This is a genomic window from Bacteroides sp. Marseille-P3684 (assembly GCF_900291465.1).
Classification (GTDB): Bacteria; Bacteroidota; Bacteroidia; order Bacteroidales; family Bacteroidaceae; genus Phocaeicola_A.
Genome location: NZ_LT985808.1, coordinates 3,433,716 through 3,460,396 on the forward strand (window position 1 = coordinate 3,433,716; position 26,681 = coordinate 3,460,396).

Genomic DNA, 26,681 nt, shown 5'->3' on the forward strand with positions numbered 1-26,681 from the left:
CCCTAATATATAGTCCGATGAAAAACATAAAATACCATTACGCATACGATGAAACCAATGCCATTGTAAACATTAGCTCAGTAATTCCTGAATGCCGACAAGCACATACATTCCGTTGCATTGCGTGCGGCGCGGAAATGGTTGCCAAACTGGGAAGCAAGAATACGCATCACTTTGCGCATAAGAATGGCGAGGCGTGCAGTGAAGAAACCTATCTGCACAAACTGGCAAAAATGCTGCTGAAAAAGAAGTTTGACCAGTGTTCTGCTTTTGAAATAGAGTACAGCCGCAGGGTCAAGTGTGCCAAGCATAACGAATGCCCGTTCTACAAAGAAGGCATTTGCCAAGATACCGCGTCCCAAAAGTTTGATTTGAAAAAATACTATGACACTTGCACGGAAGAGCAACCAGTAGATGAGTTCCGGGCAGATTTGCTTTTGACACATAGTGAAAAGGAAAACCGCGAGCCAGTCTTGATAGAAATATACGTTACCCATAAAAGCACGGAAGCCAAATTGAATTTCAAGCAAAGGATAATAGAAATTCATATCCAATCGGATGATGACATTCGGCAACTGATGCGTCCGCTTATTAGCGAGGGTTCCAATGTACGTTTTTATGGCTTCAACAGGGAATCGGATAAAGTCGCTCCTTTGACCAAACGACACTTCTTCCGTTTCTTCCTTTTCCAAAGTGGAAAGACGTTCGTTTCAAATTTCGAGGATATGCCCATGTGCAATGAAGGAAGAAGGAGGCCCAATGCGCTCCTCGAACTTAACATCGACAGCAAAGCCGACTATTTGGGCGACATCACGGTTTATGACTATGGACTTGTGTATGCACGCAACATCGGATTTGACATAAAGGATTGTCGCTTATGCCGCTTCCACCGTTCGGGCTTCGATACAAGCATGAACCCTATATTTTGCTGCTTATATAAAGAATTTGGGACACCGCAATACCCCGCCCCGGCAGAAGCTATGCAGTGCCCTTCTTTTAAGCCGGATGAAGAACGGATAAAGAAAATAATCAAAAGTATGCCACAGATACAAAAACTTTGATTTTTTACTACAGACTAGTCCTAAATGCCCGTTACAGGTTTTGAACAAGAATAAACCATTCTGCACAAGGGTATGTCAAAACGTACTTTTTATACACGATAGAACGGAATCGCAGAAACATCAATCCAATAATGCAGTTCACATATACTACACCTCTAAATAGGCAAGTGGTATAACCTTAACTCAATCAGGACACGTGTAAGCCATATAACCACCTGTCATAACAATCATTAGGTCAGGTTTACGCTGTAGCACTTGCTCTTCTCCTTGTTACACTCCTGTATCAGTCGTTTTATTTCCAAAAGATACTTTGCTCCTTCCTCAAATTCACGACTACCAAGCTTACATTTAATCAGTGTATAACGACCCCATCAAGATAGAACACCAAGTCTCCTTCTTGTCCGTAGCGGTCACGGTAGTAGGATACATGATTGCCAAAGCCAAGAAACGCTCTAAACCCAAACAGACTAGCACAGCATTTTACAACTAGCATTTGCAACCTCCTTCTGCACCAACCGACAACAAGGAACGACAAAGCCCAAACAACCGCAATAACACAATGCAAGCAAAACACTCCTTTTGCTTGACAGAATCAGCGAAAACACCGTTTCCGGCTAACGCGTACTTTTGAAAAATCGGGCAAAGTAGGCTATTTTAAGAATATTCATGCGAAACAGATTGCATAAACATGTAGAAGACGGGGCAGAAACGAATAATTATACTGCGAAACAATATTGTTTCACTCGTCAAACAATATTGTTTGGGAGGTCAAACACTTGTGTTTCGTGCGGCAAACAATATTGTTTCATCCGTCGAAGTCAACTATTCGGAAGATGGAACACTTGTTTTGCATTTTTAAAACACAAATTTAGAGTCATTCACTCCTGGTTTGTTCCCGGAGGCGTCAAATCTGAAAGTGTGAGAATGTGCCCTACATTTCCCGGTTCTGATTCTTGAGGATTCCATTCGGACGTATTTTCTTCCGTTATGAGACAGTGTGAGTAAATATGGCAGCAAGATGCATTTTGCAAATTGCCGGAGAAGGGCTGTTTTGAGCACCAGCTTGTATTTTGGTGCGAGGAATGAATTTTCAGAGGGGTTCGTTTGACGTTTTGACAAAATGAAAAACGAGTGAGGCAAAGCAAGCATAAAAAAACTTCCACGCCGGCCGTCGGGATTCCACTTCCGCTGGTCCCCAGCAAGATACCGGAGGATGTGGAAGCGGAGACCCCGATGACAGGGCATGGCAGTCGTCTGCAACAAGTCGGAAGAGCTTTATTGGTAATCCGGGTGTTTGCCCAGCCAGCTCTTGGCATAAGGACAGGTGGCAGCTGTTCCCAGTCCGTTGGCACGGGCATAATCGAAGGCTGCCTGTACCAGCTGGGAGGCAAGTCCCCGTCCGCTTAAAGCTGCCGGTACCACAGTGTGCTTGATTTCCAGTCTGCCACTGTGCACCTTATAGGATACATAAGCCACTTCTCCATCAATCTCTGTAAAAAACTGCCGGATGGCAGCATTGTGTACTATTTCCATCATTCATTCAGTTTAAAGGTTCATCAGGACGGTTTCAGTCTTCCAGGTATCCGAACTTGCCTTGATTGAAGTCATCAAAAGCTTCTTGAATCTGGGCACGGGTATTCATCACGAAAGGTCCGTAGGACACGATGGGTTCGCGGAGAGGCTCACCGCTCATCACCAGCACGACTGTATCGTCGGTCACTGCCTCGATGGTGAACGTCTCACCCTCGTTGGCAAACTTCACGAAATGGTCGGTCGGTGCCTTCTGTCCGTTCACCAGGGCGGAACCCTGAACCACCAGCAGACCGGTGTTGTAGTTGGAGGGGAAGGAGAAGTCCGCCTTCGCACCCTCCTGCAGACGAGCATTCATCAGCATCACCGGACTGTGGGTATCTGCCGGTCCTTTCACTCCGTCATATTCGCCGGCAATCACCTCGACGAAGCTCTTGCCGTCCGCCAACAGCCGACGTCCCATGTCGGCATTCCGGATCGCCTGATAGCGCGGCTCGGACATCTTGTCCTTGGCAGGCAGGTTCACCCACAGCTGCACCATGTGGAAGATGCCGCCCCGCTTGCTCCACTCCGTTTCGTAATACTCCTTGTGGAGCACACCGCGGGCTGCGGTCATCCATTGCACATCTCCGGTCTCAATAATACCGCCGCCACCGGCACTGTCGTGGTGCTGCACTTTGCCCTGATAGGCGAGGGTCACCGTCTCAAAACCACGGTGAGGATGTACACCGACTCCTGCCGGAATGCGCAAAGCCGGGACACGCATCGGCGCGTTGTAGTCGAGCAGGATGAAGGGGTCCATGTGCTGCATGTCCAGTCCGGGAGCTGCCGGAATAAAGTTATGTACCTTGAAACCATCGCCCACCCAATGGGTCTCCACAGGCGACAAAATCACTTCGATTCGTTTGGTTGTTGTCATAGTCTTAATCTCCTTTCCTTTGTTTTCGAGTGCAAAGGTAGGCTGACCGGGGATGCTGTGCATTGATGTAAGTTAAGATTGAGAGGCGGAGGGGCAGCGGAGGCTACTTCTTCCACTTCTTCGCCAGGTCTCTCCGCACACGGCTCAGGGCTTCGGGAGTCATGCCCAGATAGGCTGCAATCTGCACTTGGGAGACACGGAGCATGAGTGAAGGGAAACGACGGGTGAAGTCGAGGTAACGCTCTTCGGCGGAAGAGCTGAGCAGCTGCGTCACCCGTCCCTGAAGTTCCTGAATCTGACTGTGCAGCAGGTTACTGTTGAAGTTGCGGAAGGCAGGGAACTCTTCCGACAGACGGTCGATGAGGGGTTGGTCAAGCAGCAGGATGCTGGTCGGTTCGAGCGCCTCCATGAAATAGTCGGACGGACGACCGAAGTGCACGGTCTCGATGTTGGCGGCAAACCAATATTCAGGAGCGAAAAGGAGGATATGTTCCTTCCCCTTCTCGTCGATGGTGTACTGTTTCAGCAGTCCGTGCTCCACAAAGAAACTGTGCTTGCACGTCTCGCCTGCCCGCAAGGCAAACTCCCCCTTCTTCAGCTCCATCCGCCGGCAGGTCTGCGTCAGCCGGGCAACGATGGCGGGGTCGATGTCGATGTTGGATGCCAAGAAAGCATCGAAGGTCTGTAAATCCATCATACACAAAACGGTTGGATGTGGTTTGTAGTTCAGGTTCACTGCACGGTGGGGCGGCCTGTTGCTCCACACGGCATGCAAACATAGGGAATGTCTGTCTATCTGCCAAGATTACACGCGGAAAAGAGGGAAATCCATATTGCTCACTCACAGATTTTGACTACTTTTGCGCAGGCTTTCCAAAGCCGGCATACAAACGAGCATAATACACTTATCCATAACTCAAAAGTATATGATTCTATTTTTCAGAACATCCACTAACACAGTGATTGCCACGGAAGCCAACCGTGAATTGAGTGCCGAAGACACGCGGAAGCTCTGTTGGCTCTTTGGCGAAGCCACTGTTGAGAAAGAAGAGAACCTGACGGGCTATTTCATCGGTCCCCGCAAGGAAATGATTACCCCATGGAGCACCAACGCCGTGGAAATCACCCAGAACATGGGCCTGACAGGAATCCTCCGCATTGAAGAGTACTTCCCTGTAAAGGACGAACACGCTGACTATGACCCCATGCTCCAGCGCATGTATCACGGACTGACACAGGACGTGTTCACCACTAACATCAAGCCCCAACCCATCGTCTATATCGACGACCTCGAAGCGTACAACGAGAAAGAGGGACTGGCACTCTCGCGTGAGGAGATGGATTACCTGCTGAAAGTAGAAAAAGACCTGGGACGCAAGCTGACCGACTCGGAGGTCTTCGGCTTTGCACAAATCAACTCCGAACACTGCCGCCACAAAATCTTCGGCGGAACATTCATCATCGACGGAAAGGAGATGGAGTCATCGCTCTTCCAGATGATCAAGAAGACCACTGCCGAGAATCCCAACAAGATTATTTCCGCCTACAAGGACAACGTAGCCTTCGCCGAAGGACCGGTCGTGGAGCAATTCGCACCTGCCGACCACTCGACCTCGGACTACTTTGTCATCAAGGATATCAAGACCGTCATCTCCCTGAAGGCCGAGACGCACAACTTCCCCACCACGGTGGAACCGTTCAACGGTGCATCGACGGGTACGGGCGGTGAAATCCGCGACCGTATGGGTGGCGGCAAGGGTTCCTGGCCCATTGCCGGAACGGCTGTCTACATGACCTCCTATCCGCGTACGGAGGAAGGTCGTGCCTGGGAGAAGCTGCTGCCGGTGCGCAAATGGCTCTATCAGACACCCGAACAAATCCTCATCAAGGCTTCCAACGGTGCGTCCGACTTCGGCAACAAGTTCGGTCAGCCGCTCATCTGCGGTTCGGTGCTGACCTTCGAGCATCAGGAGAAGGAGACGTTCTACGGCTACGACAAGGTCATCATGCTTGCCGGTGGTGTGGGCTACGGCACCCAACGCGACTGCCTGAAAGGCAAACCCGAAGCCGGCAACAAGGTGGTGGTCATCGGCGGTGACAACTACCGCATCGGTCTGGGTGGCGGCTCCGTGTCGTCGGTAGACACCGGACGTTACTCGTCGGGTATCGAGCTGAACGCCGTGCAGCGTGCCAACGCCGAAATGCAGAAACGTGCCAACAACGTGGTGCGTGCCCTCTGCGAGGAGGATGTGAACCCCATCGTCTCCATCCACGACCACGGCTCGGCAGGCCACGTGAACTGCCTCTCGGAGCTGGTGGAAGAGTGTGGCGGACTGATTGACATGTCGAAGCTCCCCATCGGCGACCATACCCTCTCTGCCAAGGAAATCATTGCCAACGAGAGCCAGGAGCGCATGGGCTTGCTCATCGACGAGAAAGCCATCGAGCATGTGCAGAAGATTGCCGAGCGCGAGCGTGCCCCGATGTACGTTGTCGGCGAGACGACCGGCGACCATCGCTTCGCCTTCCAGCAGGCTGACGGGGTACGTCCCTTCGACCTTGCCGTCGACCAGATGTTCGGTTCCTCCCCGAAGACTTATATGGTGGACAACACCGTGGAGCGTCACTATGAGAATGTGACCTACGATGCGTCCAAACTCAACGAATACCTGCGCAACGTGCTCCAGCTGGAGGCTGTTGCCTGCAAGGACTGGCTCACCAACAAGGTTGACCGTTCGGTGACCGGAAAAGTGGCACGCCAGCAATGTCAGGGCGAACTTCAGTTGCCGCTGAGCGACTGTGGTGTGGTAGCCCTCGACTACCGTGGAGAGAAAGGTATCGCCACAGCCATCGGCCATGCACCCCAAGCTGCCCTGGCTGACCCTGCTGCCGGTTCTGTCCTGTCGGTTGCCGAAGCACTGACGAACATTGTCTGGGCACCGTTCGCCGACGGCATGGACAGCATCTCGCTCTCAGCCAACTGGATGTGGCCCTGCCGCTCTCAGGAAGGAGAGGATGCCCGTCTCTATACCGCCGTCAAGGCACTCTCGGACTTCTGCTGCGCCCTGCAAATCAACGTACCGACCGGCAAGGACTCGTTGTCCATGACCCAGAAATACCCGAACGGCGATAAGGTCATCAGCCCGGGAACGGTCATCGTATCCGCCGGCGGTGAAGTGTCCGACGTGAAGAAGGTGGTATCGCCCGTACTGGTGAACGACAGCAAGACGACCCTCTACCACGTGGACTTCAGCTTCGACAAACTGCGCCTGGGCGGCTCCGCCTTTGCACAGTCACTCTATAAGGTAGGCGACGATGTACCCACTGTACAGAACCCCGAATACTTCCGCGATGCCTTCCTCGCCATCCAAGAGCTGGTGAAGAAAGGCCTGATACTTGCCGGCCACGACATCTCTGCCGGAGGTCTCATCACGACCTTGCTGGAGATGTGCTTTGCCAACACCGAAGGCGGCTTGAACATCAGCCTGAACAAAATCAAGGAGGACGACCTCGTGAAGATTCTCTTTGCCGAGAACCCCGGTGTTGTCATCCAGGTGAGTGACAAGCACAAGGATGAGGTGAAGAAGATTCTCGAAGATGCCGGTGTGGGCTACGTGAAGCTGGGCAAGCCGACGGACGAGCGCCACATCCTCGTAGAGCATAAGGATGCCACCTATCAGTTCGGCATCGATTACCTGCGCGATGTCTGGTACTACTCCTCCTACCTGCTCGACTGCAAGCAGAGCATGAACGGATGCGCCAAGAAGCGTTTCGAGAACTACAAGCAGCAACCCGTGGAGTTCGTGTTCAACAAGGACTTCACCGGCAAGTTCTCACAATATGGTGTCGACCCCGACCGCCGTACGCCGAGCGGTGTCCGTGCAGCCATCATCCGTGAGAAAGGTACGAACGGCGAACGCGAAATGGCGTATGCCCTCTACCTGGCAGGATTTGATGTGAAGGACGTGACCATGACCGACCTGGTCAGCGGACGTGAGACACTGGAGGACATCAACATGATCGTGTTCTGCGGCGGCTTCTCCAACTCCGACGTCCTGGGTTCTGCCAAAGGTTGGGCTGGAGCCTTCCTCTTCAACCCGAAGGCGAAGGAAGCCCTCGACAAGTTCTATGCCCGCAAGGACACCCTCTCACTCGGTGTCTGCAACGGCTGCCAGCTGATGATGGAGCTGAACCTCATCAATCCGGAGTTCGAGAAACGCGGCAAGATGCTCCACAACGACTCCCACAAGTTCGAGTCCTCCTTCGTCGGTCTGACCATCCCGATGAACCGGAGCGTGATGTTCGGCTCACTGAGCGGTTGCAAGTTGGGCATCTTCGTGGCTCACGGCGAAGGCAAGTTCTCCCTGCCCTACGATGAAGACAAATACAATGTGGTGGCAAAATACAGCTATGACGAGTATCCCGGCAACCCGAACGGCTCCGACTATTCCGTAGCCGCCCTGGCAAGTGCAGACGGACGTCACATCGCCATCATGCCCCACCTGGAGCGTGCCTTCTTCCCCTGGCAGAACGCCTGCTATCCGGCTGAGCGCAGAGACAGCGACCAGATCACGCCGTGGTTTGAGGCATTCGTCAATGCCCGCAAGTGGGTGGAAGCACACAAAGCATAAGCTTCTCGTTCCAATTTAGATAACCATGCGGAAGGGCTGTGTCGTGTGGCACAGCCCTTTCCTTTCTGACCTATCCTTATTTTGATATGAACACCTATCTGCAATTCTTCCTGCTATTCTTCAAGATCGGCATCTTCACCATCGGAGGAGGCTACGCCATGATTCCGCTGATTGAAGACGCGCTGATTCGCAAGCGGAACTGGATCAGCCGCGAAGAGTTCGTCGACCTCATGGCAGTGGCACAGTCGGCACCGGGCATCTTCGCCGTCAACATTGCCATCTTCATCGGCTACAAGCTGAAAGGCACCAAGGGCAGCTATGCCTGTGCGCTGGGCACCATCCTGCCTTCGTTCCTCATCATGCTGCTCATTGCCCTGTTCTTCCAGAGCTTCAAGGAATACCCCCTGGTGGAGAACATCTTCAAGGGTATCCGCCCGGGTGTGGTCGCCCTGATTGCCGCCCCCACGTTCACCGTGGCGAAGTCTAGTAAAATCAACCGTTTCAATGTGTGGATTCCCATCCTGGGAGCCCTGCTCATCTGGGCATGGGGCTTCTCTCCCATCTATGTCATCGTCCTTGCCGGTGTGGGAGGTTACTGCTGGGGACGCTACCAGAACCATAAACAAGCCAAGTCATGATATTCCTGCAACTCTTCTACACCTTCTTCAAGATAGGTCTGTTCGGTTTCGGCGGAGGCTATGCCATGCTCTCCATGATTCAGGGCGAAGTGGTGACCCGCTATGGATGGCTCACCAGCTCCGAGTTCACCGACATCGTCGCACTGAGCCAGATGACTCCCGGTCCCATCGGGATCAACTCTGCCACCTACGTGGGCTATTCCGCTATCGTCCATGCCGGCTATTCGCCTGTCGTCGGCGTATTGGGCAGCATCATCGCCACCTTTGCCGTGTGCTTCCCCTCGTTCGTGCTGATGCTGCTCATCAGCAAATACTTCCTGAAGTTCCAGAAGCACCCCACGGTGGAGTCCGTCTTCAAAGGGTTGCGTCCGGCGGTCGTCGGACTGCTTGCCGCCTCCGCCCTGCTGCTGATGAACACCGCCAACTTCGGCAGCCCCGACGAATCGATGTTGCAGGTCGTTGTGAGCATCCTGCTCTTTGCCGGCACGTTCATTGCCTCGTATATCTATAAGGTAAATCCTATCCTGCTCATCATCCTCTGCAGTGCCGTGGGCGGAATAGTCTACTCCATCTGACGGTCCTTTGCTGCGAATCGCCTATATTTGCAACCATCAATACAAGCAATCTATCGAATAACAGATCCTATGAGAAACAAGACTCTCCTCCCCCTCCTGTTGCTGCTCCTCTTTTGCGGGACAGTCTACGGACAGACGGCACCCAAACGTGAGTTCCGCGGTGCATGGATACAAGCCGTGAACGGACAGTTCCAGGGCATGTCGCCTCAAACCATGCAACAGACCCTCATCCGGCAGCTCGACGTACTCCAGCAAGCCGGCATCAATGCCATCATCTTCCAGGTGCGTGCCGAGGGCGACGCCCTCTACGCCTCCAAGTATGAACCGTGGAGCCGCTTCCTCACCGGTGTGCAAGGCAAGGCTCCCTCGCCCCTGTGGGACCCACTGCAGTTCATGGTGGAAGAATGCCACAAGCGGAACATGGAGCTACATGCCTGGATCAATCCCTACCGCGCCAAGACCAAAGGCACGGCCACGCTGGCAGGCAACCATGCCGCCAAGCTCTATCCCAACCGCTTCATCGAGTACGAAGGACAGCTCTACTTCGACCCGGGCTATCCGGAGAACCGCGCCTACATCTGCCAGATTGTGAAAGACATCGTGGAGCGGTATGACGTGGATGCCATCCACATGGACGACTACTTCTATCCCTATCCCGTCGCCGGTGTCCCCATCCGCGACGACGTGAGCTTTGCACAGTACGGGACAGGCTATGCCAACCGCGCCGACTGGCGACGCAACAACGTCAACCTCCTCATCCAGGAACTGCACGAGACCATCCGCTCCGCCAAGCCCTGGGTGAAGTTCGGCATCTCTCCCTTCGGCATCTACCGCAACCAGAAGAGCGACCCCAACGGAAGCCGCACCAACGGTCTGCAGAACTATGACGACCTCTATGCAGACATCCTCCTCTGGGTCAACAAGGGATGGGTGGACTACAACATTCCGCAGGTGTACTGGGAAATCGGACATCCGGCAGCCGACTATGCCGAACTCGTCGGCTGGTGGGCACGTCATGCCGACAACCGTCCGCTCTTCATCGGACAGGACGTGATGCGCACCGTGAAGAAACCGGACCTGCAGAACCCCAACATCCACCAGCAGGCACGCAAGATGCAGCTCCAACGCTCGCAACCTGCCATCCAAGGCTCCTGCCAGTGGTATGCAGCCGCCGTCGTGGACAACGTGGGCAACTACCGCGAAGCCCTCAGCCGCTACTACCACCGCTACCCTGCCCTGCAACCGCTCTTCCCCTTCATGGACAAGAAAGCGCCGAAGAAGGTCCGCAAGCTCAAACCGGTCTGGATGGAAGACGGATACATCCTCTGCTGGACCGCCCCGAAAGCCCGGCATGAGATGGACCGTGCCATCGAGTACGTGGTCTACCGCTTTGCCAAAGGCGAGAAGCGCGACCTGGAAGACCCGTCAAAGATTGTCACCATCACTCGCGACACCTTCTACAAACTTCCCTACGAAGACGGCAAGACTACCTGTTATTATGTAGTGACCGCCCTCGACCACCTGCAGAACGAGTCGAAAGCGGTGAAGAAGAAAGTCAAACTGTAAAGTCCCCCTTGTCCACTCCCGACAGCCATGACTGAAGAGACCCTCAACAAGCTGCGTATCCTGACGGAGTCGGCGAAATACGACGTGTCGTGTTCGTCGAGCGGAACCGTACGTGCCAACCGTGGGACGGGAGTGGGCAACACCGTCGGGGGAATAGGCATCTGCCACAGCTTTGCCGACGACGGACGATGCATCTCGCTGCTCAAGGTCATGCTCACCAACTACTGCATGTATGATTGTGCCTACTGCATCAACCGCACGAGCAACGACATCCCCCGCGCCACGCTGTCCGTCCGCGAACTGGTCGAGCTGACCATGGAGTTCTACCGACGGAACTACATCGAGGGGCTCTTCCTCAGCTCGGGTGTGGTACGCAACCCCGACTATACCATGGAGCGGCTCGTCCGTGTGGCAAAAGACCTGCGCACCATCCACCGCTTCAACGGCTATATCCACCTGAAGAGCATCCCCGGAGCCAGTCGCGAGCTGGTCAATGAAGCCGGACTCTATGCCGACCGCATGAGCGTGAACATTGAGATTCCCAACGAGAACTCCCTCAAGCTCCTTGCCCCGGAGAAGGACTTCCGCAGCGTCTACGAACCCATGTCGTTCATCCAGCAAGGTGTCCTGGAGAACAAGGAGGACCGGCGCCACTGCCGCCATGTGCCCCGCTTTGTCCCCGCCGGACAGAGCACACAGATGATTGTCGGTGCTACGGCAGACCGTGACCGCGACATCCTGCGCCTCTCTTCCGCCCTGTATGCCCGTCCCACGATGCGCCGCGTCTACTACTCCGGCTACATCCATGTGAACACCTACGACAAACGGCTGCCTCTGCTCAAGCAACCGCCCCTTGTGAGGGAGAACCGGCTCTATCAGGCAGACTGGCTGCTGCGTTTCTACCAGTTCCGGGTGGACGAAATCGTGGACGATGCCCATCCCGACCTTGACCTGGAGGTCGACCCCAAGCTGGCGTGGGCCTTGCGTCACCCGGAAGTCTTTCCCGTCGACATCAACAAGGCGGACTACGAGCTGATTCTCCGCGTGCCGGGCATCGGGGTCAAGTCCGCCACGCTGATTGTCAACTCGCGACGCTTCGGCCGTGTCACCTCTTTCCACCTGAAGAAGATGGGAGTGGTGATGAAGAAGGCAAGGTACTTCATCACGTGCGGCGAGCTGGTTTCGCCCACCATCCACGAACTGCATCCGGAGAATGTGCGCCGGCTCCTCGTCCCGCATCCCAAGCGGAAGACCGATGACCGTCAGCTGACACTCGACTTCGGCGACTCCGCCTCACCCACTCCCCTGCTACCATGACGATTTTCCGCTTCGACCGCACCCTCGACGGACTCCTGACGGCAGTCTTTGATGCCTATGCACGCCGCTCCTTCCCCGATGTCCTGCAAGGAGACGAGGTCCCCCTCCCCCTGTTCTACGAGGAGGAACACACCGTCATCACCGACGAGGCAAAAGCCACCCGCGTCTGGAATGCCCTCCGCAAGAAGCTCTCCCACCAGGCCCTCTCCTGCCTTGCCACTGCCTACCTCTCCGAACTGCCGGAGCTGGACATGCCCCTCTTCCGTTACATCCGCAAGTCCATCGACTCCCCGCAGAGCATCGAGCGCAACTTTGCCGACCCCGACGTGCTCTTCGTCACCAATACCTGCCGCAAGGTGGCACACGAACGGCTGCGCATGCTCCAGTTCGTCCGCTTCCAGAAAGCAGCCGACGGCACCTATTTTGCACTCATGGAACCGCTCTACAATATCCTTCCGCTTGCCATCGACCATTTCCGCGACCGTTTTGCCGACCAGCCCTTTCTGCTCTATGACCGACGCCGACACTACGGTTACTATTACGACTGCCGGGAGGTGACCTGCGTGCACTTCGACGAGCAGCTGCCTCACTTCCAGTCGGGCAAGCTCGACGAGTCCCTGCTTGACAAGGACGAGAAGCTCTTCCAGGAACTGTGGCGCACCTACTTCAAGGCCATCTGCATCCGCGAACGCATGAACCCGCGCAAGCAGCGTCAGGACATGCCCGTCCGCTACTGGAAATATCTGACGGAGAAGAATGGGAAGTAAGAGCAACAGACATCCATCCGCTAAAGCATGCCCCTGAGCCTTCCGACTCAAAGAGACAGCAACGAGATGCGCATCTGCTTGTCGCGAGATGAGCATCTCATTCTCCTGAGATGAGCATCTCATTGGTGACGAGATGCGCATCTCACAAACAGGGCTCACGGTTGGTGTGACAGCGAGTTGCGCGAAATGCAGGTCAGGAGATGCGCAAGAAGGTGATTTGAGAAGGGTGAAAAGGGGTGTCGAAAAACAGGATTTGAACGCCGATGGAATGAAGGAGAACGTCCTGTGACTGGCAGGAGTCAGGCAAAACGGGAGTTCGGAAGGGAGGTACGAAGATAGGGATTTCCGGTGAGGATAGCAATATATGGATATTTATCCGTATATTCGCGGCGTTGATAGCAACCTATCGCTCCATGAACAATTGTCTTGGGCACATTGTTCTACCGTTTCACTAGTGAATAGATAAGAAGGATAAGTTATGAGCAAGGAAAAGTATTCCGGATACGTTCCACCATTTACCGTGACTCCCCGGGCAATCAGCCTTGTTGCCGAAATATCGGCACAAATCGAACGGTACGCCATACGCATGGAGCAGGCAGATGGGCTACGCTTACGAAAAGCCAATAAAATCAGGACAATCCACAGTTCGCTCGCCATAGAAGGCAATAGACTGTCAGAGAACCAAGTTCATGACATTTTGGAAGGGAAGCATGTGGTGGCACCATTAAGGGAAATACAGGAAGTCAAGAATGCCATACGGACTTATGAGCTGTATACTTCGTTAGATCCGTTTGACTTGAAAGATCTCCTGAAAGCGCATGGGGTAATGATGGAAGCCTTGGTGGATCATCCGGGATGCTTCCGCAGCAGTGGAGTCGGCGTATTTGAAGGTGACAGATGTGTTCACCTTGCTCCCCCGCCCATGCGCGTACCCGAACTTATGGAAGATTTGTTCCATTGGCTGAAACATACTCCAGACCATCTTCTTATCCGTAGTTGCGTTTTTCATTATGAGTTTGAGTTCATCCACCCGTTCAGTGATGGGAATGGACGGATGGGACGATTGTGGCAATCTCTCATATTGGGACGCCTCAACCCGGTATTCGAACATCTCCCGATTGAAAATCTGGTATATGCCAACCAACAACTATATTACGAAGCCATAGAGTCCAGTACACAACAGGCAGACAGCGGTCCATTCATTGATTTTATGCTGAACGAAATACTCCATGCGCTGAAAAAATATCAGGGAGAACCACTGATACCTGAAGTTCCTGATAAAGTTCCTGATAAAGTTCCTGATAAACTGAAGCTGCTTCACCCTGAGCTTTCTGACACGACATGGGAAGTCCTGGCGCGCATTATAGATAATCCACAGGTTACTGCTGTCGAAATCGGGAGCTTCATGGGGATTTCAGACAGAATGGTCAGGAAACACATAGCCTTGCTTCGTAATGCCCACATTATCTATAGACACGGAAGCAACAAGAGCGGCTATTGGCGCCTGCTTGATGAAGAGGAATGACAGCTCTCCTTCAGCCATCGGTATGCCCGTCTTTCTATAAACGCACTCATTACATTTAATATTCAGGACTGAATGCTTGCCTATTTCAACTGTACTGATTAGCTTTGCGAACATTACCTATAAACCTTTAAACATGAAAAAGATTTTCTTACTTATGTTCGCAGCTATTTGCTTTGCGGCATGTGGTGGTGACGAGAACAGCATTCCGGGCGTAACTCCCGACGAACCGAACACCACCCCTAAGGAGTTTCTAGTCTCTCTGGGCTTCTCCGGTGAAATCACATCCATCGAGGAAAGTCCTCTCTCACGGGCTGCCACCAACGATCTCTATGGCATTCAAGTCTATTCTTCTCCGGCTTCAGCAGACGATTATAGGCCCTATGCCTATGGCTTGTTTGACAGCAAGGACGGCATGGTCATCAAGCTGCTGGAGGGATATAAGTATAAGTTCGTTTCATCCATGGTGGTGGATGGGAAACAGAAAATCAAATCTTATGACTATGGAACTTCATACTGGCAACCGTTCTATACATCCAACGCAACCACACTAGAGAATAAATTTGTCTATGATAGTGGCAAAGAAATGGACTATTTGGATGATGGACGTACTTATTTAGCTGAACTATCCGATCCACTCAACCATCCCAACACCATACGTTACTATGGTGAAGTGACCGACTACGTCCCGACCGCAAACGGTTCCGTATCCATCAATATGAAGAAAGTAATATTCGGAGCTAAATTTATAACGGAAGGATTCACGGAAGGTACATTGTACATCAAGCTGAAAGATGCTCCCACTTTGCAATTGGTCTTTCCGCAAACAGAAGTAGAAGATATCTTCACATTTAAAAATGGTTATCAGAACGGTAACCGTTGGACTGCCGATACCTACACAGAAAACATTCTGGTCTCCATCTCCTGGCAGAAGAACGACGGAGCCATTGTGCCTCTCATCAATCAGGAAGTTACCTTCAAACGTAATATAAAGACCACCATCACGGTGAAGGTGAATGACAGCTCAGTCAATCAGGGACTGAACATCACGGAAGAGAAAAACGAACTCCAACCGGGTGAAAACATTGTGCTTGAATCTTCCGGTGCAGGTAATACGCCGGTTAATCCGAGCACCAATTAACCGTCCTTAAGACCTGTTCAGTAAAGCCTATCCACATGCCCCACGCGTATGTGGATAGGCTTTTTTTATACCCTTCAAACACCGTTAGAACGTTATTTGAAAGGAGGCGCCGCCCACGAGCTGGTTCATGTATTCACCGCTGCTCTTGCTGTGGGAAGGCAGGAGATTGTAGTCCATGAACAGCTTCACGCCGTAATGGTGCGAGGCACGGAACGTCAGGGAAGCTCCGGTGCCGAAACCGATGCCGCAGCGGGCAGGAACGGTCTGGTCGGTCAGCTCCAGACGAGGGTAATGCACCAAGCCCGTCAGGAGCTTGCTGCCGATGAGCCAACGGTGGGAAAGAGGATAGGAGAAGTAACTTCCGCCGAACAACGACAGGGCATCGAAGGTGTTGTCCTCGGCCAGGCTTCCGTTGACAATGATGGAGGTGGAGGACACCGTGAAGCGTCCGCCTATCCCGACGTAAGGGTTGAAGAACCACGCCCCTTCCAGACCTGCCGAACTACCGGAGGAGGTGCGGAACTCATGCTCCTCGTCGATGTCGTAACTGCTCAGCGGGATGTTCAGACCCATGTACAGACCGAAGAACGAAGGAGCGTCCGTGCGGTCGATGAGTCCTTCGTCGGGCAGCTCGTTGATGCCCCTGCCGCGGAAGATGAGGTCGGCAAGGTAGTAGCCTGCCTCGGTCGAGAGGATGCCTATACCCGCACCCGTCAGTACATCGCTCAGCCAGTGCTTGTTGTTCGCCATGCGCATCAGTCCCGTAGCCGTTGCCACCGAATAGGCGCCGATGCCTACCCACGGACTTCTGTGTCCGTACTCCTTGGTCAGCATGGTGGCGGTCATGAAGGCGGTGGCTGTATGCCCCGAGGGGAAGGAATGATTGTCGGAGCCGTCGGGACGGGTCACGTGGGTCGTCTGCTTCAGTGTGTTGACGGCTCCTGCCATCAGTGCGACCGAGAAGGCATCCGACGTCAGCATGCGCCCCCACGAACTGCGCCCTTTCACCCCGACAACCTTCATGCCCAGCAGGACGGCGGCAGGGAGATACTGCATGTAGTCGTCGGCATGCCGACGGAAGACCGGGAGATAGTCGTTGCGGAGGTTGCGGAAATGGTCGTCCTCGCCCTTGACCAGCAGACCGCTGGCGATAAGGGGAACACTGACGTAGGTCATGCGGAATGCCGGGAAGTCCGTCAGCCTGTCGATAAAGGCATCGTGGGAAACGGCTGACGGTTTCACTGCGAGGGTGTCGGTCTGTGCCTTCAGTCCCGAGGGGATGAGTGACAGGCTGAGACCGACGAGAAGAAAGAGACTCTTTGCTACCATAATCTGAGTGGTTGGTGATTTCGTTGGGAGCAAAGGTAAAGGGAGGATTTTGTAGGAACTTTGAAGATGAGGAGCCTAGTGGACGCTCTCACGAGAAATCGACCGTAAAGCAGTGTCTGCCGGTGTAGCTGTAGGAAACCTTCCACCCGTGATACTGGCAGATTGCCTTCACGATGGCAAGCCCCAGTCCGTTGCCCTTGACCTGCTCGGAGGGACGGTAGAAACGGTTGAACAGCAGGCGTTCGTCGAGGGCTTTTCCATCGGACGTGTTCGACACCGTCAGGCTGCCTGCCGCCACGGTCACGGTTATCTCCCCACCGGGACGGTTGTGGCGCACGGCATTCACCACGAGGTTGTTGACCAGACTCTCCAGCAGCGTCCGGTTGGCACGCACCGTCAGGGTCCGTACACGGAAGTCGCGGTGCAGCGTCAGGTCGCCTGCCAGGCTCTCCAGCGATGGGAGAAGCTCGTCCAGAAGTCCGACGAGGTCCACCTCCTCGGTCTGTCCGTACTGGCTGTTCTCGATTCTGGCGAGAAGCAGCAGGTTGCGGTTCAAGCGGGTCAGGCGGGACGAGACCTGATAGAGGTCCTGAATCATCGCCGCCTGCGGTCCGGTCAGGTCCGGACGCTGGAGCAGCAGGTCCAGCTTGCTGCGGAAGACTGCCAGCGGGGTCTGCAACTCATGGGAAGCGTTCTCGGTGAACTCCTTCTGAAGGCGGTAACTGTTCAGACTGTTTCGCATGAGCGTCTGCAACGCCCGGTTCAGCCGGACAAACTCAGCGACACGGCTTGTCGGCAGGTCGGGCAGACGTCCGTCCTCCAGGCGGAAGTTCTCGATGCTGCGGAGGGTCTCGTCGAAGGGTCGCCACAGACGGCGGGCAATGAAGCGCAGGGTCAGCACGATGGAGACTGCCAGCACCAGGGATATGACACCGAACTGGAGCATGATGCCCTGCATGATGTCTTCCTCCAGGTCGACGGACGGAAGCGGATGGTCCCGCCCCACCACCTCAATCACCCGTATCAGGTCTTCGGCATAAAACCACCGGGTGAGGAAGTAGAACAGCGGCGTGGCAAGCAACAGCAGCCCGATGATGCAGCCGACGAACGGCACCAGCATCTTCTGCGACAGACTCTTTGTCCCCTTCGTATGCAGGGATTCACTCTTCATGCCATTTGTATCCTGTTCCATAGACGTTCCTGATGCAGTCCGCCACTCCGGCGTCCGCCAGCTTGGCTTTGAGGTTCTTGATATGAGTATAGACGAAGTCGTGGTTGTCCAGCATGTCCGCCATGTCGCCACTGAGGTGCTCGGCGATGGACGCCTTCGACACGACCCTCCCGGCGTTGCTGACGAAGAACAGCAGCAGCTCGTATTCCATCCGGGTCAGTACCACGGGACGTCCGTCGACACGTACCGACTTGCCGGGCAGGTTGATTTCGATGCCGTTGCTCCAGAGCGTATTGTTGGCAGCAAACTCTTTCCGGCGGATGAGGGCATAGATGCGCATGCTCAGCTCAGCCAGGTGGAAGGGCTTGGACAGGTAGTCGTCCGCTCCCAGCTCCAGTCCCTTGATTTTGTCGTCCAGCGAGTCTTTTGCCGACACGATGATGACACCCACGGGATTACGCCTGCGCCGGAGTTCGCGCAGGAGGTCCAGCCCGTTGCCACCGGGCAGCATCAGGTCGAGCACCACGCAGTCATAGTCATACAGGCCGGTCTTCATCCCGGCTTCCTCGTAGGAGAATGCCTGCTCACACACGTAATTTTCCGAACTGAGGTAGGACACGATGTTGTCCGACAGTTCCCGTTCGTCTTCTACAATCAGCAGTTTCATTTGAATAGGGAGTAAGGCCCGGACGGGCAATCCGTCCGTCGGGCAGTTAAGGCTTCCGCCTGCAAAGTTATCAGATGGATGCAAAGATGCGAACAGATTCTGTAGCAAATTTGAAGTCCGCCGCCCCTGAAAAGACAAGAGGGCACGTCGTCGGCGACGTACCCTCTTTCCACTTTATGCAACCTAATCCTATAGCACCATGAGTGATGGATGTATAGTCTGCTGATCGTGCCACCGGGTCATTCAACCCAGTAACGTTTTTGCGCTTGTTCGATAAGTTCCTTGGGCGTGCAGTTGAATGTCTTCCGCACGTATCTGTTCAATTGTGATTGTGAGTCGAAGTCGCAGACCTCCAGCAGCTCCTTCACGGAGATACCCGGGCGGCAAGCCTTCCCCAGCAGACGGTTCGCCCGCTGACGGAGCAGCCACTGCTTGGCGGTGATGCCGAAGGCGCTCTTGAACTTCGTGAAAAAGACGCTGCGACTGAACTGGGACAGCTCAATCAGCCCTGCGATGTTGTCCACCTTGGGATAGTTCTGCAAGACAAAGCTCTTGAACTCCGGTTCGTCGCCGAGGATGGGACGGAAGAAGCCCACCATGTCCTTCCGCGGATAGAACTCCTTCAGCAGAAGGATGAACTCCTGCGACATGACCTTGTGCCAATGGGGGCACATGGCCTTCCGCCTCAGGCAGTAGGCAAGTGTCTCGGTGAACAGCGCCAGCGAGGGCTGCATCTTCAACGGACGCACCTCGTCCGATACGGAGCAGGCGTGCTCGTGCAGAAGCTGGAGCAGCGCACTGTTGCACAGGTTCGTCAGGTGCTCGAACGCCAGCGAGACAAAGTGGGTCTGCGGACGTGCCTCCAGACGGATGAACGAGGACTGGGGTAACAAGAGGATATTGCCTTCCACAAACTCGCCGCAATAGCTGTCGGTGTTGAGCAGGACGCTGCCCCGGGTCAGAAACAGGATGAAGTTTTTACTGCTATACTCGCATTCCAAAACCGTAGTGGTGTCAAAGGCCAGATGCTTGAACCAGCAATCGTCATTGACGACAGGCTCCATACAAGCCGGCTGCTCTGTCTTTACAGTCAATAGGGTATTAAAATCGTTCATTCAATAAAAAGCTACTGAGTTCATGTCCTTCGCCGTGAGGATATGAGCTATCATCTTACCACCCGCAAAATTCGGCATTCTGCGCTGAACGAACGTTACCTATCCGGGGGATACGTTGCCACATAACCCCTCCCCTCTTTCCTATCAGCGCGCAAGTGTTTGCACATTGCAGTCGAGGGGAGAGGCAGACGCCCCGTTCCCTATTCACTGACAGCCTTGTAGGTGTAGGCTTTCCCGTCCACGCGCAGGGTCGCACGGTTCTCATTGTCGATGCTCCACTCCACCTTGTCGTCGGCATAAACAGCTGTCTTTGCCGAGGCTTCCGTCTGCGGAAGGGTGTAGCAATGTGCGAGGTCGGCATGCAGGAGCTTGACCAGGGCGCGGTTTCCGTCGTTGTAGTAGACCACGTCGAAGGAGGCTGGACCCTCTCCGTCCGCTACATATACCGTGTTGGCAGGTGCCAGCAGCGTGAAGCGGAAGTCGTTTTTACCGTCCGTGAAGTCAGCCTGGACAAACGGCGCCTTCTGCACAAAGTCCACAGGCAGCCTCAACGAAGCCGTCCCGTCCTTGTACTCCTCGGCAGAGTCCGTCCGTGCAACGGACTTCAAGGCATACTCTTCTCCCTTGAACGAGAGGTCGGCATAGTGCACCCCGCCCTTCTCATAGAGCTTGAGAGAAGCGTCCTCACCCTGACGGGTCTCCTTCAGCTGCAGCGTCGTGTACAGCTCTGCCAGCTGTTTGTCGGAAGAGACCAGGCGCAAGGGCTGTTCACCGGACGACAAGCCTCCGTCCGTCAGGGTGAACTCCTTGCCGTTGTCCAGGCGGAGCACTTTCCCGTCGAGGGTGGCGTCCCCGCAAGTGAGGAACGAACCCGGACGGGAGAGATATTTCTCAAACAGTTCGTACCGGTTGCCATCGACAGCCAGCATGACATAGGTGCCGGCACAGTCGGCTGCCGGCAGGACGCCTTCGTAAGTGCCGTCGCAGGACGGCTTCGTGGCGCAGGAGGAGCATACTGACAGAACCGCCAGCAGCCCCCATTGTAGAATCTTATTCATCGTGTGTTGAGTTTTAAATCAGTTAGTTTCAGGTGTACTCCCGTGGTCAGTGTGCCAGGCATGGTGGACCAGCTGACGAGGAGGCGGCCTCTGACGTCATCCATCCCGGGGACAGACCTCATCAAAGCCCGGCTTAGACGGACCAAAGTATAATACTTAGGCAGCCTAAGTATAATACTTAGACCCCCTAAGTATTATACTTTGGTCCATCTAAGTGGCGCTTCCTGCACGTTCATCCCCCGCTCGGATGCGGTTAAGGGCCGGCTTGTAGTCGGAAAGGAGCACGGAGGAGCAGAGATTCGGGTCTTAATGAAGCGTTGCTGAGTATGGAGAGAATGCTGCTGCCCTCCGTGCGGGTAAGAGTTTGTTATTTTCCTTCCTGTATGGTGCAGATGCTGACACGGTTCCAGTCGGGTTCAGAGAACATGTTGCCCACGCCCTGACCTTCTGCCGTGATGCGGGTGGCATTGATGCGGTATTTGCGTACCAGCAGGTTCATGACTGCCTGTGCACGTGCCCGGGCGATGCGCTCGTTCACCTCCAGGCTGCCTTCGGGCGAAGCATATCCCTTGATGACCACACGGGCATCCTTGTGCTTGTTCAGGTAGGTGGCAATGCGCTCCACGTTGGGCAGCTGGGAAGCGTCGATGGTGGAACGTCCCTGACGGAAGGTCACAACCGACTCCAGCGTCTTGGCCGTCTCGACCACGGTCTGCACTTCAGGCTTCTTGTTGCGGCAGTCATCCAGTTCGCGCTTCAGCTGGTCAGCACGCTCGTTGGCAGCCGACAGGTCGCGCTGACGGGCATCATTCTCTGAAATCAGCTCGTTGATGCGGCGGTTCAGTCCGTCAATCTCTGCCTGGCTGCGTGCCTGTGCCTTCGTGAAGTGGTGCTCACCGTTGCTGTTGCCGAAGTGATAGACCAGTCCGGCGGTGATTTCCACGACGGCATTGTTGCCGTTGAAACGGGACTTGTGCGCGTCGAAGTCTCCCTCCATGTTGTAGATGATGGCAGGCTTCAGTGCCAGGGTCCATGCACGGGACTCACCCATGTTGAAGTTGAAGTTCAGACCGAACTTCGTGGAGAAGGCATTGTCATCGCCCGGTCCGTCGACGTACGAGTGCAACCATCCGACGCCGGCAACGGTCTCGATTTCGAAGACGCGGGGAGTGCCGGTGTAGCCGCCCCACCAGTTCATCAGGTTGACCTTACCCAGCAAGCTCACATTCGAGGCATCAAAGGCGGTCTTGCTCTCACTGGTATTGATATATCCCATGCCTTCCACACCGATGCCGAACGCCGGGGTCACCTGTTTCGTTAGCTCCACGCCTGTCGCGGCACGCATGCTCTTAAAGAACGGGCTGTGCTTCAGGGGAGTGACGACACCGCCCTTCAGACCGAACGACCAGTTATCAAAAAACTTCGCCCCTTCAAGCAGTTCTTGACCGTAGGCGCTGAATGTGCTCGCAGCGAGCAACAAAGATAGGAACGTTTTCTTCATACATTAATTGGTTTATCAACTTCCGTCGCTCAGCTGACTGCCGGGCAGTCGGGCAGATGCGGAAGCTTCATTAATACTATTACGATTCAACTCACCAACCGAACGTGCCCGTGCATCGCCGATTGGTTTTGCAAAAGAACAGAAAAGCCCGTTTCGCCCTCCGTCTAAAAATCCAAAAGAGTTTGCATTTCGTCTTTCGTCCTCCCGGGGCGGGCAAGGGTCAGGTCTGCTTCTTCCGCGTCCGTCCTGCCCCCTTCTGCCTGATTTCATTGGGCGTGGCACCCAGGTTCCGCTTGCAGTAGATCGTGAAGTGCGAGAAGGTCTTGAAGTGGTAGTCGAGCATGATTTCCTTGATTGACACCGAGGTGTTCCGCAGCATGAAGTCAATCTCGTCCGTCGTCCGCATCTGCAGCCAGCGGTAGGGCGTCTCGCCGGCAAAACACTTCTTGAACAGCTGGTTGAACACCGACTCGCTGTATCCGCAGAGCGTAGCCAGCTCCTTGGCGGTCCGGCAGGTCTTGTAGTGGGTCATGACCGCCACGAAGAACTGCAGGTCGCTGGAGAGTGCGTCGCGGAAGATGGAGGCTATCTCCTGCTTGGAGTAGCACATCCGGAAGAGCGAGAACAGCTCATACTCCTTGGCATAGTGCAGGTCGGCATTGACCTTCCCGTGCTCCATGTAGTCCAGCAGCGAGTTCAGGTAGGAACGCATCAGGGGCGTGATGGGCAGGGTCTCCAGCGGGTCTACCTCCTCCATGGAGATTTCCTTCAGGTAGGAGATGACGCGGCGGTGGAAGTAGGGCGCCACCATGTTGCAGGCATGGACTGCCAGCAGGACATCGTCCATCGCCTTGACCTTGCAGTGATGCAGACGGCTGACGAAGAAGAGCTCGTTCTCCATCACCATCCTCGAAGAGAAGTCTTTCTCATTCAACACATAGCACAGAGAGCCTTTCAACACAAAACAGACCAGGAACTCATCGTTCGCATTCAAGTCCGGGACGACCTCTCCTTTGCCCAGCCGGTAACAGCGGAACTGGCTGAAACGGGAGAGCGCCAGGGGGTCATGGTATACATTCTTCAATAAATACAGGGTTTCCATAAGCTTATAGTTTCTTCTTGTTTAATCGACTGACGAGGATTCATCCGCCCCGCCGTTCAGAGTCGCACGCAGATGCCTCCTCCCAGGCTGATGCCGGGCAAGGGCGCCAGGTAGCGCAGCAGGGAGTTCTGCGGACGGGCTTCGCTGTCCAGCAGGTTGGTCCCGTAGACGTAGCACTCCACTCCCGCTCTGCCGACCTGCCTCTCATAGGACAGCCGGGCGCTGAGCAGGCTGTAGGCGGGGAAGGCAAATTCATCGCTGATGTGCTTGCCCAGGTACTTCTGCCGGAGGTAATGGTCCAGCGCGACCTGCGTCGCGAAGTGTCCGATGTGTCCCGACAAGCTTGCCCCCAAGCGGCTTGTGGGCATGTTCGGCAGGAAGTCCCCCTCCGCCCAACGGCTCATCTCGCTGTCCGAGAGGTTCCTGCTCTTCACACGGTCGTAATATCCTCCGAGCTGCCAGCTGCCCAGCGACTTCAAGTCCGCTTTACCGACGAGCCGCACTTCCCAGCCGGACAGGAGGGCGTCGGCAGCCCGCCATTCCTTGACCGTCAGTCCTCCCCGTGACACACCGGTGTGCGCCAGGTAGAGATAGCCGTCGTAGTGCGTCCGGTACCAGTTGACCGTCACCTCGAGGTACTTCGTCGCCAGTCCGCCTTCCACCTCCACCGCGTTGGCAATCTCCTTGCCCAGGCGGTCGTCGCCGTTCTCCTCGGTCACGATGGCATAATGGTTGTTCCCGGCATACAGCTCGTTCACCTCCGGGGCACGCTGGGAGTGGGTGAAGGACAGACGCAGGTAGGCAGGGCGCAGCACGTCGAGCTTCATCCCGGCACTGAACTGGTCGAGTCCGAACCGACGCGGTGCACGCTCCCTGCCTGCCAGTCCGCGTCCCGGCTGGTAACCGTTCCCCTCCACCGCCCTGCGGCGGATGAAGTCGTGACGATAGCCCATCATCAGTTGCAGCCAGGAGAAGTCCGCCCGTTCGTCGACGAAGAAGGCAAGTTCCCGGCTTCGGGTATCGGGCAGGTAGCGTCCCCTGCCCCGTCCGTCTATCCGACGGGAGTCATAGTCCATCCCGACTGTGCCGTTCAGGAAAAGCCACTCCTTCTGCGACAGCTCCAGCCGTGCCATCCCGCGCGAAGTCCCCAACCGGTTGACCGTCTCCTCGCCCAGCAGCTCCTTGTCGGATGCAAACTGACTGCCCAGGAGCAGCTTTGCCTTCCGGAAGAGCGGCATCTCCCCCGTCCAACGTCCCTGCAGGAGCAGCAGGTTGGAGGTGGACCGCACGTTGATGGGCAAAAAGGGTTGCTGCACGGCAAAGAGGTGCACCGTCCCGTCGGCATGCGTATGGGTATGCCCCGCCTCGGGAATCTTCGCATACGCCGGCACCCCATAATAGGCGTAGTCACACTGGTAGCCGATGCCGACTGCCAGCCGGTCGTCTACATACGCCGTCCCCAGGTTCAGGGAGTTCGCCCGCGCATGGCTGTTGGGGATGACACCCCGCCGCATCGGTCCGTAGTCGCGGATGTCGCGGACCACGTCCCTGTAACGGTCGCGCTCCGGGTCCTGCCCGGGAACGTAGCCCGGATTGGGCGGATTATCCTTATAGGAATAGGAGGCGGCATCGTAATAGCGCGCCTTGAAGGTCCACACATCCTCCGGCGAGAGTCCCCACTCCGGGTCGTTCAGGTGGTCGAGGACGAACCGGTCCATGTAGGGGAAGAGGGAGGTGTTGAGCACATGCTCGGCATCCACAGCCACCTGTGCCATCAGCTGCAGGTTCGTGTCAAAACCGACGACGGCAGGGTCATACACCCGTCCGGGCTTGCTGTTGCCGGGGATATGCCGACGGGACACCCAGCTGTTCATCCCGCCCAAGGTCCAGGTCCAATGTTGCGCGACCCGTCCTTCGGCAGCGAACGACTGGCGATACCCGTTGTTGGTGCTCCCGTCCAGACAGGCAGAAACCGCCAACGGCTTCACCGGCACCGTCAGGGGGACCCGGTTGTCGTCCAGGTCCACGGCGCCGCCAATGGCCTTTCCACCATACAGCACCGTGGCAGAGCCTTTGTAAAGCGTCACGGAACGCAGGTTGTCCGGATTCAGGCTGACGTTGAAATCGGGACTAAGCCCCGACAGGTCGTTCAGCGAAAGCCCCTGGTGCAGCACCTTGACACGGTTGCCGCTCAAGCCGCGGATGACGGCGGCACCCGCGTTCGGTCCGAAGTAGCTGTTCTGCACACCCGGCACCCGGCTCAGGGTCTCGCCCAACGTAGCCGCCCGGCTCCACTTCAGCTGCTCGCCTCCGATTTCATCCCTGCCGGTCGCCACGGGAGCCTCTCCCTTCACGACCACCTCGTCCAGCATCACGGGCTTCAGCCTCCTGTCCAGGGAGTCCGGAGGCATACGGAGGTCGTCAGCAGCCCGTCCGATGAGCGGAAGCATGACTGCCAGCCACACCGGCACACTCCTTCCCGGTCGTTGCCGGAGCAATCCATTGAGAGCCCTCATCATGAAGCCTCCACGATTTTGATGCTTACCGATTTCAACTCCTGCCAGCCGGCACGGTCGGTCACCCGTATCATGAAGTGATAGTCGCCCGTATCGATGTCGTCGGGAATGGGAATCTCCACCCGGGCATCGTGGCGCAGGCTGTGCGGCGGAATGGAGAAGTCCCGGTTGTAGACCCAGGGCTTCACCGGCTTCTTCACCGGGTCGAACGGACAGTCGCCCGCCTCGGTGCTATGGGTATGATGGTCGAAATTGTTATGCACTTCGATGTTGTAGTTTCCCAGCTCCACATCGTCGGTGAACGCATAGTGGAACGGGATGACTCCCCCCTTCACATACACCTGACAATTGGTGGGGAAAGAATCGTCGAGCGTCTCGATGACAGGCTTCCGCAAGTCACCCTCTTCACTGCTGCAGGACGACAGTCCGCAGATACACACAGCCAGCAGACAGACTACTGCCTTAAACCTGGCGATACATACATTCTCTTTCATAGGCTTATTGTTTTAGGGAAGGCAGGGAGCATCCATGCGACGCATCCCGCCTTCGGGTGTT

General features: G+C 55.4%; 21 protein-coding genes and 1 pseudogene. 9 read left to right on the forward strand and 13 right to left on the reverse strand.

What is annotated here, in order from left to right:
• Positions 1-17 precede the first annotated feature (17 nt).
• The gene (locus tag C8275_RS13565) at positions 18-1,061 is read left to right on the forward strand and encodes a competence protein CoiA family protein (protein WP_106625846.1); all 1,044 of its coding nucleotides are present in this window, start codon (positions 18-20) and stop codon (positions 1,059-1,061) included.
• 183 nt (positions 1,062-1,244) lie between these two features.
• Here the strand turns inward: C8275_RS13565 and C8275_RS14900 are convergent.
• The 4 genes and pseudogenes from C8275_RS14900 to C8275_RS13585 form a co-directional block, all read right to left on the reverse strand.
• A pseudogene (locus C8275_RS14900) lies at positions 1,245-1,497 on the reverse strand (AAA family ATPase); the annotation flags it as partial.
• A gap of 839 nt (positions 1,498-2,336) precedes the next feature.
• Positions 2,337-2,597: a GNAT family N-acetyltransferase gene (locus C8275_RS13575; RefSeq protein ID WP_369861198.1), complete on the reverse strand. Its 261-nt coding sequence runs from the start codon at positions 2,595-2,597 to the stop codon at positions 2,337-2,339.
• A gap of 31 nt (positions 2,598-2,628) precedes the next feature.
• Complete coding sequence (locus C8275_RS13580; protein ID WP_106625551.1) at positions 2,629-3,510, reverse strand: pirin family protein; 882 nt, start codon at positions 3,508-3,510, stop codon at positions 2,629-2,631.
• Positions 3,511-3,613: 103 nt separating this feature from the next.
• Positions 3,614-4,207 carry a Crp/Fnr family transcriptional regulator gene (locus tag C8275_RS13585; protein WP_199881940.1) on the reverse strand — a complete coding sequence of 198 codons (594 nt, stop codon included), beginning with the start codon at positions 4,205-4,207 and terminating at the stop codon, positions 3,614-3,616.
• A gap of 229 nt (positions 4,208-4,436) precedes the next feature.
• Here C8275_RS13585 and purL point away from each other — a divergent pair, with 229 nt between their 5' ends.
• From purL to C8275_RS13625, 8 genes are all read left to right on the forward strand, one after another.
• Positions 4,437-8,141, forward strand: a complete 3,705-nt coding sequence (gene purL / locus C8275_RS13590) for a phosphoribosylformylglycinamidine synthase (RefSeq protein ID WP_106625552.1) — start codon at positions 4,437-4,439, stop codon at positions 8,139-8,141.
• Between the two features lie 86 nt (positions 8,142-8,227).
• On the forward strand, positions 8,228-8,779 hold the full coding sequence (locus C8275_RS13595) for a chromate transporter (RefSeq protein ID WP_106625553.1): 552 nt from the start codon (positions 8,228-8,230) through the stop codon (positions 8,777-8,779).
• On the forward strand, positions 8,776-9,354 hold the full coding sequence (locus C8275_RS13600; RefSeq protein WP_106625554.1) for a chromate transporter: 579 nt from the start codon (positions 8,776-8,778) through the stop codon (positions 9,352-9,354). The genes C8275_RS13595 and C8275_RS13600 overlap by 4 nt, the downstream gene beginning before the upstream one ends.
• Positions 9,355-9,423: 69 nt before the next feature.
• On the forward strand, positions 9,424-10,920 hold the full coding sequence (locus C8275_RS13605) for a glycoside hydrolase family 10 protein (RefSeq protein ID WP_106625555.1): 1,497 nt from the start codon (positions 9,424-9,426) through the stop codon (positions 10,918-10,920).
• 27 nt (positions 10,921-10,947) lie between these two features.
• A complete protein-coding gene (locus C8275_RS13610; RefSeq protein ID WP_106625556.1) occupies positions 10,948-12,237 on the forward strand; it encodes a putative DNA modification/repair radical SAM protein in 1,290 nt (429 codons plus the stop codon).
• Positions 12,234-13,004: a TIGR03915 family putative DNA repair protein gene (locus tag C8275_RS13615; RefSeq protein WP_106625557.1), complete on the forward strand. Its 771-nt coding sequence runs from the start codon at positions 12,234-12,236 to the stop codon at positions 13,002-13,004. Before C8275_RS13610 ends, C8275_RS13615 begins: the two co-directional genes overlap by 4 nt.
• 478 nt (positions 13,005-13,482) lie before the next feature.
• Positions 13,483-14,529 (forward strand): Fic family protein, encoded by a 1,047-nt coding sequence (locus tag C8275_RS13620; RefSeq protein WP_106625558.1) that lies wholly within the window; start codon positions 13,483-13,485, stop codon positions 14,527-14,529.
• A 133-nt stretch (positions 14,530-14,662) separates the two neighbouring features.
• On the forward strand, positions 14,663-15,667 hold the full coding sequence (locus tag C8275_RS13625) for a hypothetical protein (protein ID WP_106625559.1): 1,005 nt from the start codon (positions 14,663-14,665) through the stop codon (positions 15,665-15,667).
• An 84-nt stretch (positions 15,668-15,751) separates the two neighbouring features.
• Here the strand turns inward: C8275_RS13625 and C8275_RS13630 are convergent, their stop codons facing one another.
• From C8275_RS13630 to C8275_RS13670, 9 genes are all read right to left on the reverse strand, one after another.
• Complete coding sequence (locus tag C8275_RS13630; RefSeq protein WP_106625560.1) at positions 15,752-16,996, reverse strand: phosphatase PAP2 family protein; 1,245 nt, start codon at positions 16,994-16,996, stop codon at positions 15,752-15,754.
• A gap of 88 nt (positions 16,997-17,084) precedes the next feature.
• On the reverse strand, positions 17,085-18,188 hold the full coding sequence (locus tag C8275_RS13635) for a cell wall metabolism sensor histidine kinase WalK (protein WP_234395778.1): 1,104 nt from the start codon (positions 18,186-18,188) through the stop codon (positions 17,085-17,087).
• Positions 18,157-18,834, reverse strand: coding sequence for a response regulator transcription factor (locus C8275_RS13640; protein ID WP_106625562.1), 678 nt, complete (start codon positions 18,832-18,834; stop codon positions 18,157-18,159). Before C8275_RS13640 ends, C8275_RS13635 begins: the two co-directional genes overlap by 32 nt.
• A 239-nt stretch (positions 18,835-19,073) precedes the next feature.
• Complete coding sequence (locus tag C8275_RS13645; RefSeq protein ID WP_106625563.1) at positions 19,074-19,949, reverse strand: helix-turn-helix domain-containing protein; 876 nt, start codon at positions 19,947-19,949, stop codon at positions 19,074-19,076.
• A gap of 200 nt (positions 19,950-20,149) precedes the next feature.
• On the reverse strand, positions 20,150-21,007 hold the full coding sequence (locus tag C8275_RS13650; RefSeq protein WP_106625564.1) for a copper resistance protein NlpE N-terminal domain-containing protein: 858 nt from the start codon (positions 21,005-21,007) through the stop codon (positions 20,150-20,152).
• Between the two features lie 367 nt (positions 21,008-21,374).
• Positions 21,375-22,508 (reverse strand): OmpA family protein, encoded by a 1,134-nt coding sequence (locus C8275_RS13655; protein WP_106625565.1) that lies wholly within the window; start codon positions 22,506-22,508, stop codon positions 21,375-21,377.
• A 220-nt stretch (positions 22,509-22,728) separates the two neighbouring features.
• On the reverse strand, positions 22,729-23,610 hold the full coding sequence (locus C8275_RS13660) for an AraC family transcriptional regulator (protein WP_106625566.1): 882 nt from the start codon (positions 23,608-23,610) through the stop codon (positions 22,729-22,731).
• A gap of 56 nt (positions 23,611-23,666) precedes the next feature.
• Complete coding sequence (locus C8275_RS13665; protein ID WP_106625567.1) at positions 23,667-26,129, reverse strand: TonB-dependent receptor; 2,463 nt, start codon at positions 26,127-26,129, stop codon at positions 23,667-23,669.
• Positions 26,126-26,620 carry a DUF4625 domain-containing protein gene (locus C8275_RS13670; protein WP_106625568.1) on the reverse strand — a complete coding sequence of 165 codons (495 nt, stop codon included), beginning with the start codon at positions 26,618-26,620 and terminating at the stop codon, positions 26,126-26,128. Before C8275_RS13670 ends, C8275_RS13665 begins: the two co-directional genes overlap by 4 nt.
• Positions 26,621-26,681 lie beyond the last annotated feature (61 nt).

Coding starts and splice junctions, on each gene's coding strand:
- C8275_RS13565 (WP_106625846.1), top strand. CDS start 18: ATGAAAAACATAAAATACCATTACGCATACGATGAAACCAATGCCATT.
- C8275_RS13575 (WP_369861198.1), bottom strand. CDS start 2,597: ATGATGGAAATAGTACACAATGCTGCCATCCGGCAGTTTTTTACAGAG.
- C8275_RS13580 (WP_106625551.1), bottom strand. CDS start 3,510: ATGACAACAACCAAACGAATCGAAGTGATTTTGTCGCCTGTGGAGACC.
- C8275_RS13585 (WP_199881940.1), bottom strand. CDS start 4,207: ATGATGGATTTACAGACCTTCGATGCTTTCTTGGCATCCAACATCGAC.
- purL (WP_106625552.1), top strand. CDS start 4,437: ATGATTCTATTTTTCAGAACATCCACTAACACAGTGATTGCCACGGAA.
- C8275_RS13595 (WP_106625553.1), top strand. CDS start 8,228: ATGAACACCTATCTGCAATTCTTCCTGCTATTCTTCAAGATCGGCATC.
- C8275_RS13600 (WP_106625554.1), top strand. CDS start 8,776: ATGATATTCCTGCAACTCTTCTACACCTTCTTCAAGATAGGTCTGTTC.
- C8275_RS13605 (WP_106625555.1), top strand. CDS start 9,424: ATGAGAAACAAGACTCTCCTCCCCCTCCTGTTGCTGCTCCTCTTTTGC.
- C8275_RS13610 (WP_106625556.1), top strand. CDS start 10,948: ATGACTGAAGAGACCCTCAACAAGCTGCGTATCCTGACGGAGTCGGCG.
- C8275_RS13615 (WP_106625557.1), top strand. CDS start 12,234: ATGACGATTTTCCGCTTCGACCGCACCCTCGACGGACTCCTGACGGCA.
- C8275_RS13620 (WP_106625558.1), top strand. CDS start 13,483: ATGAGCAAGGAAAAGTATTCCGGATACGTTCCACCATTTACCGTGACT.
- C8275_RS13625 (WP_106625559.1), top strand. CDS start 14,663: ATGAAAAAGATTTTCTTACTTATGTTCGCAGCTATTTGCTTTGCGGCA.
- C8275_RS13630 (WP_106625560.1), bottom strand. CDS start 16,996: ATGGTAGCAAAGAGTCTCTTTCTTCTCGTCGGTCTCAGCCTGTCACTC.
- C8275_RS13635 (WP_234395778.1), bottom strand. CDS start 18,188: ATGGAACAGGATACAAATGGCATGAAGAGTGAATCCCTGCATACGAAG.
- C8275_RS13640 (WP_106625562.1), bottom strand. CDS start 18,834: ATGAAACTGCTGATTGTAGAAGACGAACGGGAACTGTCGGACAACATC.
- C8275_RS13645 (WP_106625563.1), bottom strand. CDS start 19,949: ATGAACGATTTTAATACCCTATTGACTGTAAAGACAGAGCAGCCGGCT.
- C8275_RS13650 (WP_106625564.1), bottom strand. CDS start 21,007: ATGAATAAGATTCTACAATGGGGGCTGCTGGCGGTTCTGTCAGTATGC.
- C8275_RS13655 (WP_106625565.1), bottom strand. CDS start 22,508: ATGAAGAAAACGTTCCTATCTTTGTTGCTCGCTGCGAGCACATTCAGC.
- C8275_RS13660 (WP_106625566.1), bottom strand. CDS start 23,610: ATGGAAACCCTGTATTTATTGAAGAATGTATACCATGACCCCCTGGCG.
- C8275_RS13665 (WP_106625567.1), bottom strand. CDS start 26,129: ATGATGAGGGCTCTCAATGGATTGCTCCGGCAACGACCGGGAAGGAGT.
- C8275_RS13670 (WP_106625568.1), bottom strand. CDS start 26,620: ATGAAAGAGAATGTATGTATCGCCAGGTTTAAGGCAGTAGTCTGTCTG.